Origin of the sequence: Streptomyces sp. NPDC085460, assembly GCF_044541975.1 — a bacterium.
In the GTDB taxonomy this organism is placed as follows: domain Bacteria; phylum Actinomycetota; class Actinomycetes; order Streptomycetales; family Streptomycetaceae; genus Streptomyces.
Genome location: NZ_JBITTO010000021.1, coordinates 28,104 through 43,068, shown reverse-complemented (window position 1 = coordinate 43,068; position 14,965 = coordinate 28,104). Strand labels below are relative to the sequence as shown.

The following is a 14,965-nucleotide window of genomic DNA, read 5'->3' as shown; positions in this document are numbered from 1 at the left end:
TCGCGAGGGGAGGTCTTACTTGTTGGCGCCGAGCTCGATCGGCACGCCCACGAGGGAGCCGTACTCGGTCCAGGAGCCGTCGTAGTTCTTGACGTTCGGGACCTGGAGCAGCTCGTGCAGGACGAACCAGGTGAGGGCGGAGCGCTCGCCGATGCGGCAGTAGGCGACGGTGTCCTTCGCCAGGTCGACCTGCTCGGCCTCGTAGAGGGCCTTGAGCTCGTCGTCCGACTTGAAGGTGCCGTCGTCGTTGGCGTTCTTCGACCACGGGATGTTGCGGGCGGACGGGACGTGGCCCGGGCGCTGCGACTGCTCCTGCGGGAGGTGGGCGGGGGCGAGCAGCTTGCCGGAGAACTCGTCGGGCGAGCGGACGTCGACGAGGTTCTGGGTGCCGATCGCGGCCACGACGTCGTCGCGGAAGGCGCGGATGGAGACGTCCTGGGCCTGGGCCTTGTACGCGGTGGCCGGGCGGGCCGGGACCTCGGAGCCGTCGACCAGGTCGCGGGAGTCGAGCTCCCACTTCTTGCGGCCGCCGTCGAGGAGCTTGACGTCCTGGTGGCCGTAGAGCTTGAAGTACCAGTAGGCGTACGAGGCGAACCAGTTGTTGTTGCCGCCGTAGAGGACGACCGTGGTGTCGTTCGCGATGCCCTTCGCCGAGAGGAGCTTCTCGAAGCCCTCCTGGTCGATGAAGTCGCGGCGGACCGGGTCCTGGAGGTCCTTGGTCCAGTCGATCCGGATGGCGTTCTTGATGTGGTTCTTGTCGTAGGCGGCGGTGTCCTCGTCGACCTCGACGATCGCGACGGCCGGGTTGTCGAGGTTGGCCTCGACCCAGTCGGCGTCGACCAGTACGTCGCTGCGAGCCATGCTGTTCTCCTCCGGGGCAGTGTGCGGCGGTGTGGTGCGGGGGTGGTGCGGCATGTGCGGGTACGCGTCACGGCGTGCGCCCGACGGCGTGGTGCTGCGCGGTGCGGCCCCGGCCGCGAGGGGCCGGCGGGCCGTGGGGAATACGGGCGCGGAGCGCGTCCCGCTCAGACGGAGCGACAGAGCATGGCGGCGATGCGGCACAGGTCTACTGCCCGCCGCTTCGTGAGTTCCGCCTGTCGCTTCATGCCGTCGATCGTAGGGACGGACAGGCGACCGTGTCACCGGCGTGTCGTATCGTGAGACGCGATCGTCCGAAGAATGAGATGAGAGAGGGGCCGGAGCACGCTCCGACCCCTCGCCGACGGCCCTCCCGGCCCCGCGCTTCTGCGGATCGGACGGGCTCGTCTCAGTATGTGAAAGTGTCCGGGACGGTGGGCCTTTCTCAGCCCGCCACGGCGACGTCCTTGCCGGTCACCGTGACCGCGAGCCCCTCCGGGCGCGGCTCCACCTTGGAGACCCGCATCCCGGCGACGCGGCCGAGCTCGCGCTCGAAGTCGGTGCGCTCGCGGATCATGTCCTCCACGAGCGGGATGCCCTCGCCGGGCACCTCGTCGGCGCGGACCTTGATGGTGTCGCCGTCGACCAGTGTGACGGAGGAGACGACGGTACGGGTCACCTTGCGGCCCAGGACCTCGACGCTGCCCGTCACCTTCACCTTGCCGGGGCCGCCGTACTCCATGGCGGTGGCCCGCTCCGAGGCGGCGACCAGGTCCGCGTACGAGATGAGCGCCGTGCCGGTCGCCGAGGCGGCCCTGGCGCCGGTCCAGTCGCCCGTCACCGTCACGTCCCGCAGGTCGACGGTGAGCTCGCCGATCCGCACGGGCTTGCCGCCGGCCTGGGTGCGGACGCCCCGGGCGACCACCTCGACCTCGCCGAAGCGCTTGTCGGCGGCCTGGGTGAGGAAGGGGAAGCCCTTGATGTCCACCTCGACCGACTCGGTCCTGCCGCCCGCGAGCGAGGCGCGCCCGGCGATCTCGGACTCGGCCCAGGCGACGGCCAGCCGGTCGCCTCCCACCAGGATCCCGCCCAGCACGACGGCCACCACCAGCAGGATCCGCAGTGCTCGCATGGCTGATTTTCCCCCGTTGCCGAAGATGACGATGTCCGGGGACATCGCCGGAGACGTGTGCCGGCCCCCCGACACGTGATCGACGTGCCGGGGGGCCGAGTGGTTCCCGGGAGCCCCGGGCGGTGCGGCCGGACCGCTCAGACCAGGGCGCGGCCGAGAAGGTACACGGCGGGCGCCGCCGCCGTCAGCGGCAGGGCCACTCCGGCCGTCATGTGCACGAAGCGGGACGGGTAGTCGTAGCTGGCCACCCGCAGGCCGACGAGGGCGCAGACGCCGGTGGCGAGGCCGAGGAGCGCGCCGGAGGCGCCCATGCCGGCGAGCGTGCCGGCGGCGATGCCCGCGCCGGCGGCGGCGAGCAGCGAGACGACGAGGGAGACGGGGCCGGGCAGCGGGACCGCGCGGGCGAGGACGGTCGCGGCGACGGCGGCGGAACCGGCCACCACCGCGTCCGGTTCGGCGCCGAGGTGCCCGGCGGCGAGGACCGTGAGCGCCGCCGAGGCGACGGTGGCCATGAGGCCGTACATCCGCTCGTCGGGGTCGGCGTGGCTGCGGAGCTGGAGGACCAGGCTGAGCAGGACCCAGACGCCGAGGGTGCCGAGGAGGGCGGGGGCGGCGTGCTCGCGGCCGGTGGCCAGGAGGGCGGCGTCGGCGACGAGCCCGCCGAGGAAGGCGAGGGCGATGCCCTGGCGGGCGGGCCACATGCCGTTGAGCCGGAACCAGCCGGCGGCGGTGAGTCCCTGGAGCGCGACCAGCGGCAGCAGGAGCCCGTACGTGCCGAGCGCGGCGCCCCCGGCGAGCAGCAGTCCGAGGACGGCGGTGAGGAGGGCGGGCCGCATCCCGGGCTCGATGATCGGCGACCGGCCCTCGGCCCGCGCGCGCTGGGCGTCGGTGATGCGGGTGTTGCCGGAGGTCGTCGGCGAGGAGTACGCGGGCCCGGCGCCGGCCGCCGGGACGGCTTCCGGGACGGCCTCCGGGACCGGAGCGGGGGCGGGGGCGGGGGCGGCGGGGGCCGGCACCGGGGCGTGGGCCTCATGCCGCGGCTGGGCGTACGCCTGCGGGTACGGCTCCTGGGCGTACGGCCCAGCGGTGTACTGCTCCTGGGCGTACTGCTCCTGGGCGTGCGCCTGGGGGTACGCCTGTCGCGGGTACGGCTCCGGCGCGTACGCCTGGGCGTGCGTGCCCTGGGGATGCGCGGCCTGGGGATGCGTGCCCTGGGGATGCGCGGCCTGAGGGTGCGCCCCCTGGGGGTGCGCCCCCTGGCTGTACGGCTCCGGCGGGTACGTCTCCGGCCGGTACGGCTCCGCGTACGGCTCCGGGGTGTACGCCTGCCGGGGCTGCGCGTCTGCGGCGTACGGCTGCTCCTGCGGCGGCCGGACCGCGGGCTGGTACGTGGTGTCCCAGGTCTGGCCCTCCCAGGTCTGGGTGACCGAGGGGTCGTACGCGTTCGGGTCGTACGGCTGCCCGCCGTACCGCTGGTCATCGCTCATGCTGTGGGGTTCACCCTCCTGCGAACGGGGGGAGCACCTCGACCGTGCCGCCCTCGGCAAGCCGTACCGTCTCATGGCTCCGGGTTCCGACCGGGTCGCCGTCGACGAGGAACGAGCACCGCTGGAGGACACGGACGAGCTCGCCCGGGTGGTTCGCGCGGGCGGCGTCCAGGGCTTCGGCGAGGGTCTCGGCGGTGTACGGCTCCTCGGCGATCCCGGCGGCGGCCTTGGCCGCGGCCCAGTAGCGGATGGTTCCCGCTGCCATAGCGGCGCTCCCTTCGTTCGTGTGCGCGCCGCCCCCCATGATGGGCTATCGGCGGACGAGCCAGGCGCCGAGCCGGTCGAGCAGTTCCTCCGCGGCGGCGTTCTCGGCGTGGCCCATGCCGGGCTCCAGCCACAGTTCGGCGCCGCCCGCGGCGGCCAGGGTGCGCGGGTGGTCGAGGGGGAAGTAGGCGTCCCGGTCGCCGTGGACGACGAGCAGCGGGGTCGGGGCGATCCGCGCGGCGGCCTCGACCGGGGAGAGCGGGACGGGGTCCCAGGGGCGCCGGTCGATGCGGACGCGGAGCCCGTACCGGCCGACGAGCCGGCCGACCGGGCGGGTGACGACCCAGTGGAGGCGGCGCATCGGGGCCGTCCCCCGGTAGTACCAGCGGGCGGGGGCGGAGACGGCGGCGACCGCGTCGGGCGCGGCGTCGGTGCCGCGGTCGAGGGCGGCCTGCCGGAGGACGACCGAGCCGCCCATGGAGAAGCCGACGGTCACCACGCGCGCGTGCCCCAGCTCGCGGGCCCAGCGGACGGCGGCGGCGAGGTCCAGGACCTCGCGGTCGCCGACGGTGGAGAGGCCGCCGGAGCCGCCGTGGCCGCGGAAGGAGAAGGTGACGACGGCCGCCGCGTGGCGGCCGAGGACCTCGGCGGCGCGGCGGACGGCGGGCCGGTCGAGTGAACCCGTGAAGCCGTGCGCGACGACCACGGCCGTGCCGGCACCGGTGGCGGGGCCGCCGCCGGTGCCGGGTGCGCTGTCGCTGTCGGGTGCGCTGTCGGCGGGGTCGGCGACACTGGCGGGGAAGGGTTCGTGCAGCGCCTCGATGCGGACGCCGTCGGCCGTCCGCAGCATTGCGCGGCGAGGTCCGAAAGTGAGCGAGGAAACATCCATCATGTGAAATCGGCCCTCTGCCTCGGAACTCATGTGGGCTATTCTCCTGGGCAGAGGATCCGGGCGACGTCGCCACCGGGTCCTTTTGCGTTTTCCGACCGTTGTTACGGACGGATGAACAAAAGCTCTCAGGGCGCGAGAGCCACAGGTGAGACCCGCACCACCCGAGCAGTACCGCAGCTGTCCTCGCAGGGACCGAGGAGGAACCGACGTCATGGACGAGCGTACGAAGCACGACCGACCGACGAGCCGGCCGACCCTGGCAGGGGGCGAGGCCCGATGAGCTCACTGCTGCTGCTGACCAACGCCCTCCAGCCGTCGACCGAGGTGCTGCCCGCCCTCGGCCTGCTGCTGCACAACGTGCGGGTGGCGCCGGCCGAGGGTCCGGCGCTGGTGGACACCCCGGGCGCGGACGTGATCCTCGTCGACGGCCGGCGCGACCTGCCGCAGGTCCGCTCGCTCTGCCAGCTGCTGCGCTCCACGGGGCCCGGCTGTCCGCTGATCCTGGTGGTCACGGAGGGCGGTCTGGCGGCCGTCACCGCGGACTGGGGCATCGACGACGTGCTGCTCGACACGGCGGGTCCTGCCGAGGTGGAGGCGCGGCTGAGGCTCGCGCTGGGCCGTCAGCAGATCGTGGCGGACGACTCCCCGATGGAGATCCGCAACGGCGACCTGTCGGTGGACGAGGCCACGTACAGCGCGAAGCTGAAGGGGCGGGTCCTGGACCTGACCTTCAAGGAGTTCGAGCTGCTGAAGTACCTGGCGCAGCACCCGGGCCGGGTGTTCACGCGCGCGCAGCTGCTCCAGGAGGTGTGGGGGTACGACTACTTCGGCGGCACCCGGACGGTGGACGTGCACGTGCGGCGGCTGCGGGCGAAGCTCGGCCCCGAGCACGAGTCGCTGATCGGCACCGTGCGGAACGTGGGTTATCGCTTCGTGACGCCCGAGAAGGTCGAGCGGGCCGCCGAGGAGGCGCGGGCCAAGGAGGCGAAGGAAGCGAAGCGGGCGGACGGCTCCGCGGGGACGAAGGGGTCGGAAGCGGGACAGGACGCCCGGCAGGAGGCTCGTTCCGGTGCCGGAGTCAAGGGCGCCACGGCCGATTCCACCCGTTAGGCGGACGGCAACGTGGCGTATGCCACAGTGCGACCTGCCGGTAGGTAGGTCACCCCGCGTAGACTTCCGCGCGTGGCCAAGGTGACGCGGGATGACGTAGCGCGACTGGCGGGTACTTCGACCGCGGTCGTGAGTTACGTCATCAACAACGGACCCCGGCCGGTCGCCCCGGCCACGCGCGAGCGTGTCCTCGCCGCCATCAAGGAGCTGGGCTACCGGCCCGACCGGGTGGCCCAGGCGATGGCGTCCCGCCGCACGGACCTCATAGGCATGATCGTGCCGGACGCGCGCCAGCCCTTCTTCGCGGAGATGGCGCACGCGGTCGAGCAGGCCGCCGCCGAGCGCGGGAAGATGGTCCTCGTCGGCAATTCCGACTACCGCACCGAGCGCGAGATCCACTACCTGCGCGCCTTCCTCGGCATGCGGGTCTCCGGACTGATCCTGGTCAGCCAGGGCATGAGCGAGCAGGCCGCGAGCGAGATCGAGGCGTGGGACGCGCGCGTGGTGCTGCTGCACGAGCGGCCCGAGGCGATCGACGACGTGGCCGTCGTGACCGACGACATCGGCGGCGCGCAGCTCGCCACCCGGCACCTCCTGGAGCACGGCCACCCGTACGTGGCGTGCCTCGGCGGCGTCCCCAACACCCCGGCCGTCGGCGACCCGGTCGCCGACCACGTCGAGGGCTGGCGGCGCGCCATGGTGGAGGCCGGCCGGTCCGTCGAGGGCCGGCTCTTCGAGGCCCCGTACAACCGGTACGACGCCTACCAGGTGGCCCTGAAGCTGCTCGCGGGCCCGGACAGGCCGCCGGCGATCTTCTGCTCCACCGACGACCAGGCGTTCGGCGTGCTGCGGGCCGCCCGCGAGCTGCGCATCGACGTGCCGACCGAGCTGGCGGTGGCGGGCTTCGACGACGTGAAGGAGGCGGCGCTCACCGATCCGCCGCTGACCACCGTCTACTCCGACCGCCCGGCGATGGCCCGGGCGGCCGTCGATCTGGTGCTGGACGACGCCGTCCGGGTGGCCGGCTCGCGCCGCGAACGCGTCAAGCAGTTCCCCTCCGCGCTGGTGGTCCGCCGCTCCTGCGGCTGCCACTGACCCGCCCCGGGCGCGGCTGCCACTGACCTGCGCCCCGGGCACGGCTGCCACCGACCCGCCCCGGGCGCGGCTGCCACCGACCCGCCCCGGGCGCGGCTGCCACCGACCCGCCCCGGGCGCGGCTGCCACTGCCCCGCCCCGGGCGCGGCCCTCGGACCACGCCCCCCGCCATCCACCACCGCCGACCCCCACGCCCGTCCTTATTTCGGGCATACAGGGTTCTGTCGGGCTTCTCAGCCGGTCCTCAGGTGGTTCTCATCTCGCGGGCCGAGAGTCTGATCCATGACGGACCACACCCAGCCCCAGCAGCCGTACCACCCGCCGCGCCCGCCGTACGAGCCGGTGCGGCCGATCACGACCGAGCCGGGCACCACCGTGTGGCCGTCCGGGTCCGGCGGCGGGCACACCCCTCCCCCTGCCGGACCGGCGTACGCGACGGCCGGCCCTGCGCCCGCCGCCGGCCCCGCGCCCGTCTCCCGGCGGCGCGCCAAGCGCGGTGTCGGACTGATGGCCGCCGTGGCCATCGCCGCCGCGGCGATCGGCGGCGGCACCGCGACCCTGGTGCAGCAGCTCACCGTGCGGGACGCGCCCGTCACCGCCTCCTCCGTCGTCAGCGGCACCAACGTCTCCGCGAGCAGCGCCGGCACGGTCGCCGGGGTCGCCGAGGCCGTCTCCCCCTCCATCGTGGAGATCTCCGCGAGCTCCACCTCCGGCAAGTCCACCGGCTCCGGCGTGATCATCACCGGCGACGGCGAGATCGTCACCAACAACCACGTGATCTCCGGCGCCTCCGACATCACCGTGCGGACCAGCGACGGCAAGACCTACCGGGCCGAGGTCGTCGGCAAGGACCCCGACAAGGACCTCGCCCTCATCAAGCTCCAGGACGCCTCCGGGCTCAAGGCCGCCACCCTCGGCGACTCCTCCAAGGTGAAGGTCGGCGACGAGGTCGTCGCCATCGGCTCCCCCGAGGGCCTCACCGGCACCGTCACCAGCGGCATCGTCTCCGCCCTCGACCGGGACGTCACGGTCGCCAAGGACCCCGAGGACGCCGAGGAGGACTCCGGCGGCCAGGACGGACAGCAGCGGTGGGACCCGCGCCAGGGCTGGCCGTTCGAGTTCGGCGGGCAGGAGTTCAACGGCGACACCGGCTCCTCGAAGACCACGTACAAGGCGCTCCAGACCGACGCCTCCCTCAACCCGGGGAATTCCGGCGGCGCGCTGATCAATATGAACGGCGAGATCATCGGGATCAATTCGGCCATGTATTCGCCCAGCTCTTCGAGCGGTTCGACCGCCGGCAGCGTCGGCCTCGGATTCGCCATCCCGGTGGACACCCTCAAGGCCGATCTCGACACCCTCCGCTCGGGCGGCCGGAGCTGAACGCATGGCACGCTGACCCCATGAGCAGCGGGCAGCCGAACGCATCCGAACGCATCCTCATCGTCGACGACGAACCCGCCGTGCGGGAGGCCCTGCGCCGCTCCCTCGCCTTCGAGGGGTACGCGACGCGGGAGGCCGTCGACGGGATGGACGCGCTCGCCGCCATGGAGTCGTACGCCCCCGACCTCGTCGTCCTCGACGTGCAGATGCCGCGCATGGACGGGCTGACGGCGGCCCGCCGGATCCGGGCCGCCGGCTCGACCGTGCCCATCCTGATGCTCACCGCCCGCGACACCGTCGGCGACCGCGTCACCGGCCTCGACGCCGGCGCCGACGACTACCTCGTGAAGCCCTTCGAGCTCGACGAGCTCTTCGCCCGCATCCGCGCCCTGCTGCGCCGCAGCTCCTACGCCGCGCCGTCGGCCGTCACCGCCGAACCGGCGGACGTGCTCTCCTTCGAGGACCTGCGCATGGACCTGGCGACCCGCGAGGTCACCCGCGCCGGGCGGCCCGTCGAGCTGACCCGCACCGAGTTCACGCTCCTGGAGATGTTCCTGGCGCACCCCCGGCAGGTCCTCACCCGCGAGCAGATCCTCAAGGCCGTCTGGGGCTTCGACTTCGAGCCCAGCTCGAACTCCCTGGACGTGTACGTGATGTACCTGCGGCGCAAGACGGAGGCGGGCGGCGAACCGCGCCTGGTCCACACCGTGCGCGGGGTCGGCTACGTGCTCCGCGGCGGAGGCGGCGCCGAATGACCCCTCCTCCCGGCGCCGGTCCCCGGCCACGGCCCCGCACCCCCCTGGCCTGGTTCCGCTCCCGCCCGCTGCGCTCCCGGCTCGCCCTGCTCACCGCCTTCGCGGTGGCCGTCGCGGTCGCCGCCGTCTCGGCGGCCTGCTGGTTCGTGACGCGGGCGCAGCTGGAGGGCGAGATGGACGCGGGGCTGCGGACGACCCGGCTCGACCAGGGCGCCGTGGCGAGCCTGTTCACGCTCTGCCGGCGGGGCGAGACCCCGCCGCCGGCCGCCGGCTCGTACACCGTGCAGATCATCGACGCGGCCGGCGGCGTCTGCACCTCCGGCCAGGCCGCGCTCCCGGTCGGCGAGGCCGATCGCGCGGTGGCCCGGGGCGCGCTCCCGAACGTCCTGCACACGGTGAAGGACGCCGACGGCCGCGAGATGCGCGTGTACACGTACCCGCAGCAGCTGGGGCCCGGGCTCGTCGCCGTCTCCGTCGCCCGCCCCCTCGCAGAGATCGACAACTCGCTCGCCACCCTGGGCTGGGTCCTGCTGCTGGTCTCCGGCATCGGCGTGGTCGGCGCGGGCGCCGCAGGACTGTGGGTGGCGCGGACCGGCCTGGAGCCGGTGAACCGGCTGACCGGGGCGGTGGAGCACGTGGCCGCGACGGAGGACCTGACGGTACGGATCCCGGCGGAGGGCGAGGACGAGATCGCCCGCCTCTCGCGGTCCTTCAACCAGATGACGGCCGCGCTGGCCAGCTCGCGCGACCGGCAGGCCCGCCTGATCGCCGACGCCGGCCACGAACTCCGCACCCCCCTGACCTCCCTGCGCACCAACCTCGAACTGCTCGCCCGCAGCGAGGAGACCGGCCGTGCGATCCCGCCGGAGGACCGCCGGGCGCTGATGGCCTCGGTGAAGGCGCAGATGACGGAGCTGGCCGCGCTCATCGGCGACCTCCAGGAGCTGGCCCGCCCCGACGCGGTGCGCCCGGGTCCCCTGGAGGTCGTCCCCCTCCACACCGTCCTGCGCTCGGCCCTCGACCGGGCGCGCCTGCGCGGCCCGGAGCTGACCTTCACGACCGACCTGGCGCCCTGGTACGTACGCGCCGAACCGGCCGCGCTGGAACGGGCCCTGGTCAACGTCCTCGACAACGCGGTGAAGTTCTCGCCGCCGCGCGGCACGGTCGAGGTGGTCCTGATGCGCGGCGAGCTGACGGTCCGCGACCACGGCCCCGGCATCGCCCCCGACGAGCTCCCGCACGTCTTCGACCGCTTCTGGCGCTCCCCGTCGGCCCGCAGCCTCCCCGGCTCGGGCCTGGGCCTCTCGATCGTGGCCCGTACGGTCAAGCAGGCGGGCGGTTCGGTGAGCCTGACCCCGGCGGAGGGCGGCGGCACGATCGCGGCCCTCCGCCTGCCGGGCGCGCCGACACCGCCACCGGAGGTCACCGGCTGACGGGCTACTGCCCGACGCGCCCGTCGACGCGTTCGCGCAGCAGGTCGGCGTGGCCGCAGTGGCGGGCGTACTCGGTGATCTGCATGGTGAGGAGTTCGCGGAGCTGTCCGCCGTCGGCGATCGGCGCGCCGAGGTCGGGGGCGGCGGCGATGAAGCGGTCCGTCGCCTCCGCCTCCTCCTTCCAGCGGCGCCGGGCGTCCTCGACGACGGCCGGGTCGGCGACGGCGCCGGTCCAGTCGGCCTCGCGGTCGTCGGGGGTGCGGTAGATCCGGGGCGAGGGCTCGCCGGCGAGGCGGCGGAAGTGGCGTTCGTCCTCGGCCATGTGCCGCAGGAGGCCGAGGAGGGACATGGTGGAGGGCGGTACGGAGCGGCGGGCGAGCTGCTCGGCGTCGAGGCCCTCGCACTTCAGCTCCAGGGTGAGGCGGAAGTGGCGCAGGGCGTCGAGGAGCGCGCCGCGCTCGTCGGTGACCTCCGGGCCGCCGCCCTCGCGCGGGTCGTCGTCGGGGTCGGCCCACATGTCGGTGTGGACGGTGGAGGTCGTCCACCGGGTCAGGTCCGTGTCGCTGGTGTCGCTGGTGTTCATGGGCGCCATGGTGGCTCAGTTGTGGCGGAGCAGGGCGTCCACGAGCCCGGGGCGGGTGGCGGGGAAGTCCAGTGGCACGATGCCGAGTCCGGTGCGGCCGGCCGCCCAGGAGCCGTCGAGGAAGGCGTGGACGCGCGGGTTGAGGTTGTCGGAGTTCCAGCGGGGCGGCAGGGCGGCGGAGGTGCTGACGAAGTTCACGTACAGCGGTCCCGGCCGTTCGGCGGCGGCGCGGAAGTGGGCCTCGATCTTGGGGTACTTGGCGGCGGGGAGCGCGTTCCAGTCGTCCTGCACGGCGAAGTGACGGGAGTCGGCCCAGCGCAGGCCGGGCAGTCCGCCGTTGTCGGCGAGGAGCACGACCCGGCCCCGGGCCTCCCCGAGCGCGGGGAGCCCGTCGCCGATCCGGAAGAGGGAGCGCCAGCCGCGCCGGTCGAGGTAGTCGTCGAAGACGCCCCGGAAGACGGCGTCGGACTCCTCCGAGTACTCCTGCTTGACCCGCATGAGGACCGTCTCGGAGGGGTGGGCGGCGAGGAAGTCGCGGCAGGCGACGAGCACGTCGCCGAACATCATGTGCTGGTAGGCGGCGCCGTGGTGGATGGCGAAGGACCCGCCGGTCACCCGGCAGCGCACGTCGAGGAAGCGCACCCCGCTGTCGAGCTGCTGCGCGACGGTGGTGTTCTGGCACTGGGCCCACGGCCCGCCGAACCGCGCCCCGGAGTCGTGCGTGCCGGGGATCGTGAGCCGGGCGAGCGCGGTGCCGTCCGGGTGCGCTCCCATCCACGCGCGCGGGTCCACGGCCGCGGCGCGTGCCGCGGGCGCCCCGGTGAGCAGTACGGCTCCGGCCCCGAGGGCCCCGGCGAGAAAGCGTCGTCGCTCCATGGAACGGGATGATGGCAGGTGCACGTCAACCTGCGCCAGAGCGGGGACGGGTGCGCCTTCGGCCGGGGGCGGCCGGAACGGGGGGTGTTCCTCCGCCCGTACGACCGCGTCGGCCGTACGGGCGGAGGACACCCGAGGACTACTGCACGACCGTGATGCGGCCGGTCGCCGGGGCCATGAGCGGCTGGGCCGCCGAGGAGTTGGCCGTCAGGTAGGCGATGAAGATCTCCAGGTCCGAGGCGCCGACCAGCTTGTTCGCACCGGTGGCCAGGACCGGGAAGCCGTCGCCGCCGCCGGTGAGGAACTCGTTCATCGCGACCCGGTAGCTCTTCGCCGGGTCGATCGGCTCGCCGTTCAGCCGCACCGAGTCGACCACGATCCGGTCCGCGCCCGCCTTCGTCATGTCCAGGGTGTACGTGAAGTTCTTCGACACCTGGAGGATCTTCGGGGCCGCCTGGTTGGCACCGCTGACCTGCTGCTGGAGCGCGGTGACGAGCTGGGCGCCGGTCAGGTCGACCGTCGTCATCATGTTGGTGAACGGCTGGACGGTGTACGCCTCGCCGTAGGTCACCACGCCGTCGTCGCCCTTGGTCAGCGGCGCGCGGACGCCGCCCGGGTTCATCAGCGCGAGCTGCGCGCCGCCCTTGTCGGCCGGGGAGAGACCCGCCAGCTGCGCGTCGGCGATCAGGTTGCCCATCGGCCTCTCGACCGCGTCGAGCGGGTTCTCGATGTTCTCGCCGATGTAGCCGACCGGCCGGTTCGCGATCGGGGCGGCCAGGGCCTTCCAGCGGTTGATCAGCTTGGTGATCTTCCAGTGCGCGTCCACGTCACGGGTGACGACGTGGTTCGCCGAGGACACGGCGGTGCGGACGATGTCCTTCGTGCGCCGGTCGTAGGTGAGCGTCGTGTCGGTGTAGAGCCGGCCGAAGGAGGCCGCCGAGGTGACCGTGCGCGGCTTGCCCGAGGGGTCCGGGATGGTGCACGCGTACGCCTGGTGGGTGTGGCCGGTGACCAGGGCGTCGACCTGCGGGGTGACGTTCTTGGCGATGTCGACGATCGGGCCGGAGATGCCGGCGCCGGCACCCGGGGTGTCGCAGTCGTAGTTGTACGCGCCCGAGGCGGGCAGACCGCCCTCGTGCAGCAGCGCGACGATCGACTTCACGCCCTTGCGCTCCAGCACCTTGGCGTACTTGTTGATCGCCTCGGCCTCGTCGCCGAACTTCAGGCCCTTGACGCCCTCGGCGGAGACGATGTTCCCGGTGCCTTCGAGCGTGACGCCGATGAAGCCGATCCTGACGCCGTCCTTCTCCCAGATGAAGTACGGGTCGAGCAGCGGCCTGCCGCTCTTCTCGTCCGTCACGTTGGCCGTGAGGTACGGGAACTTCGCGCCCTTGAAGCGCTTGCCCTTCTCGAAACAGCCCTCGGTCGGGTGGCAGCCGCCGTTCTGTATGCGGCTCAGCTCGCGGGCGCCCTCGTCGAACTCGTGGTTGCCCACCGAGCTCACGTCGAGCTTCATCGCGTTCAGGGCCTCGATGGTCGGCTCGTCGTGGAAGAGGCCGGACAGCAGCGGCGAGGCACCGATCATGTCGCCCGCGGCGGCCGTGATGGAGTAACGATTCCCCTTGCGGGCCTGCGCCAGGTGCGTGGCCAGGTACTCGGCGCCGCCGACGCCCTTGATCTCCTCGGTGGTGCCGTCCTCCTTCACGCGCTTGAGGTTGCCCGAGGAACCGGTCGGCGGCTCCAGGTGGCCGTGGAGGTCGTTGAAGGACAGGAGCTGCACGTCGACCATGCGGCCCCAGCCGTGGCCGTGCCCGCCGTGCCGCTCGCCCCCGCGGTCCTGGCCGGCACCGGCCGGCATCGCCGCGACGAGCGCCCCGACGGTCGCCAGCCCCGCGCCGGCGGCCAGAATCCGCCGCCCCGCCTTGCTCTTCCTGCGGTTCACTGCCATCTCTTCCCTGGTCCCCTCTTCCCCTTGCCCCGGTACGCGGCTTTGATCGTCGCCGCGCTTGCGGACGCAGCCTAGAGTCAACGCGCGTAGCGCAACAGGGGGTAGCCGGTTACAAGACAGTTGCCGCTGGCCGAAGCACCGGCGCCGTAGGCTCGCACCATGACTTCCGACGCGGCGCCCGCCCTCGAACCGGGACGGCAGATCCAGACGTACGACGAGCTCACCCCCGAGCAGGTCCAGGAGGTCATGGACCTGCTCGCGGCCTCGGACCGCGCCGACGGCGTGCACGCGGTCTCCGAACAGGGGCGGCTCTACCTCCGCCACGGCCGGCGGGACGGCGTGCGGCACTTCCTCCTCACCGTCGGGCCCCGCCTCCAGGGCTACGCCCAGCTGGAGGAGACCGACCCCGTCGAGGCCCCCGCCGCCGAACTGGTCGTCCACCCCGACCAGCGCGGCCGGGGCCACGGCCGCGCCCTCGGCACCGCCCTCCTCGCCGCCTCCGGCAAGCGGCTGCGGGTCTGGGCGCACGGCGGCAAGCCGTCCGCCCGCCACCTCGCCCAGGTCCTGGGCCTCACGCTCTTCCGCGAACTGCGCCAGCTGCGCCGCTCCCTGACGCCCCTGGACATCCCCGAGCCGGCCGTCCCCGAGGGGATCACGCTGCGTACCTTCGTCCCCGGCCAGGACGACGCGGCCTGGCTCGCGGTCAACGCCGCCGCCTTCGCCCACCACCCGGAGCAGGGCTCGCTGACCCAGCGCGACCTGGACGACCGGATGGCCGAGCCGTGGTTCGACCCGAAGGGCTTCTTCCTCGCGGAGGACGCCGACGGCCGCCTCGTCGGCTTCCACTGGACCAAGACCCACGCCGAGGAGCGCCTCGGCGAGGTGTACGTCGTCGGGATCCTGCCCCAGGCGCAGGGCGGCGGCCTCGGCAAGGCGCTCACCGCGACGGGTCTGCGCCATCTGGCGGCGGAGGGGCTGCCGACGGCGATGCTGTACGTCGACGCCGACAACTCGGCGGCCGTGCGGGTCTACGAGGGGCTGGGCTTCCGGACCCACGAGGTGGACCTGATGTACCGCTCGGAGTCGTAACGCACGTTTCTCATGTGCCCCGGGGGGCGGTGGAGTTGACACCGCCCCCTTCTTTCCACC

The 14,965-nt window shown here is 73.3% G+C and carries 14 protein-coding genes; 6 read left to right on the top strand and 8 right to left on the bottom strand.

Going from position 1 to position 14,965, the window contains the following annotated elements; all coding sequences use genetic code 11:
• Positions 1–15: 15 nt before the first annotated feature.
• From ACIGHB_RS33645 to ACIGHB_RS33625, 5 genes are all read right to left on the bottom strand, one after another.
• Positions 16–861, bottom strand: a complete 846-nt coding sequence (locus ACIGHB_RS33645) for a sulfurtransferase (protein WP_399918581.1) — start codon at positions 859–861, stop codon at positions 16–18.
• A 442-nt stretch (positions 862–1,303) separates the two neighbouring features.
• Entirely contained in the window at positions 1,304–1,990 is a 687-nt protein-coding gene (locus ACIGHB_RS33640; protein ID WP_399918579.1) for a DUF2993 domain-containing protein, read from the bottom strand.
• A gap of 137 nt (positions 1,991–2,127) precedes the next feature.
• Positions 2,128–3,477 (bottom strand): hypothetical protein, encoded by a 1,350-nt coding sequence (locus ACIGHB_RS33635; protein ID WP_399918576.1) that lies wholly within the window; start codon positions 3,475–3,477, stop codon positions 2,128–2,130.
• A 10-nt stretch (positions 3,478–3,487) separates the two neighbouring features.
• On the bottom strand, positions 3,488–3,742 hold the full coding sequence (locus tag ACIGHB_RS33630) for a MoaD/ThiS family protein (RefSeq protein WP_360308204.1): 255 nt from the start codon (positions 3,740–3,742) through the stop codon (positions 3,488–3,490).
• Positions 3,743–3,787: 45 nt separating this feature from the next.
• A complete protein-coding gene (locus tag ACIGHB_RS33625) occupies positions 3,788–4,663 on the bottom strand; it encodes an alpha/beta fold hydrolase (RefSeq protein WP_360308201.1) in 876 nt (291 codons plus the stop codon).
• Between the two features lie 246 nt (positions 4,664–4,909).
• Here ACIGHB_RS33625 and ACIGHB_RS33620 point away from each other — a divergent pair, with 246 nt between their 5' ends.
• The 5 genes from ACIGHB_RS33620 to ACIGHB_RS33600 all read left to right on the top strand — a co-directional run bounded on the left by ACIGHB_RS33620 (position 4,910) and on the right by ACIGHB_RS33600 (position 10,409).
• The gene (locus ACIGHB_RS33620) at positions 4,910–5,743 is read left to right on the top strand and encodes a response regulator transcription factor (protein ID WP_399918573.1); all 834 of its coding nucleotides are present in this window, start codon (positions 4,910–4,912) and stop codon (positions 5,741–5,743) included.
• Between the two features lie 72 nt (positions 5,744–5,815).
• Positions 5,816–6,838: a LacI family DNA-binding transcriptional regulator gene (locus ACIGHB_RS33615; protein WP_360308195.1), complete on the top strand. Its 1,023-nt coding sequence runs from the start codon at positions 5,816–5,818 to the stop codon at positions 6,836–6,838.
• A gap of 282 nt (positions 6,839–7,120) precedes the next feature.
• The gene (locus tag ACIGHB_RS33610) at positions 7,121–8,221 is read left to right on the top strand and encodes a S1C family serine protease (RefSeq protein WP_399918570.1); all 1,101 of its coding nucleotides are present in this window, start codon (positions 7,121–7,123) and stop codon (positions 8,219–8,221) included.
• 20 nt (positions 8,222–8,241) lie between these two features.
• The gene (locus ACIGHB_RS33605; RefSeq protein WP_360308189.1) at positions 8,242–8,976 is read left to right on the top strand and encodes a response regulator transcription factor; all 735 of its coding nucleotides are present in this window, start codon (positions 8,242–8,244) and stop codon (positions 8,974–8,976) included.
• On the top strand, positions 8,973–10,409 hold the full coding sequence (locus tag ACIGHB_RS33600) for a sensor histidine kinase (RefSeq protein ID WP_399918568.1): 1,437 nt from the start codon (positions 8,973–8,975) through the stop codon (positions 10,407–10,409). Before ACIGHB_RS33605 ends, ACIGHB_RS33600 begins: the two co-directional genes overlap by 4 nt.
• Positions 10,410–10,413: 4 nt before the next feature.
• Here the strand turns inward: ACIGHB_RS33600 and ACIGHB_RS33595 are convergent, their stop codons facing one another.
• From ACIGHB_RS33595 to ACIGHB_RS33585, 3 genes are all read right to left on the bottom strand, one after another.
• On the bottom strand, positions 10,414–11,001 hold the full coding sequence (locus ACIGHB_RS33595; protein WP_399918566.1) for a DinB family protein: 588 nt from the start codon (positions 10,999–11,001) through the stop codon (positions 10,414–10,416).
• 6 nt (positions 11,002–11,007) lie between these two features.
• The gene (locus ACIGHB_RS33590; protein ID WP_360308180.1) at positions 11,008–11,868 is read right to left on the bottom strand and encodes a phosphatidylinositol-specific phospholipase C; all 861 of its coding nucleotides are present in this window, start codon (positions 11,866–11,868) and stop codon (positions 11,008–11,010) included.
• 139 nt (positions 11,869–12,007) lie between these two features.
• The gene (locus ACIGHB_RS33585; protein WP_399918564.1) at positions 12,008–13,816 is read right to left on the bottom strand and encodes a bifunctional metallophosphatase/5'-nucleotidase; all 1,809 of its coding nucleotides are present in this window, start codon (positions 13,814–13,816) and stop codon (positions 12,008–12,010) included.
• A 159-nt stretch (positions 13,817–13,975) separates the two neighbouring features.
• On the opposite strand from ACIGHB_RS33585, the gene mshD reads away from it, so the two are divergent.
• Positions 13,976–14,905 carry a mycothiol synthase gene (gene mshD / locus ACIGHB_RS33580; protein WP_360308173.1) on the top strand — a complete coding sequence of 310 codons (930 nt, stop codon included), beginning with the start codon at positions 13,976–13,978 and terminating at the stop codon, positions 14,903–14,905.
• Positions 14,906–14,965: the final 60 nt, after the last annotated feature.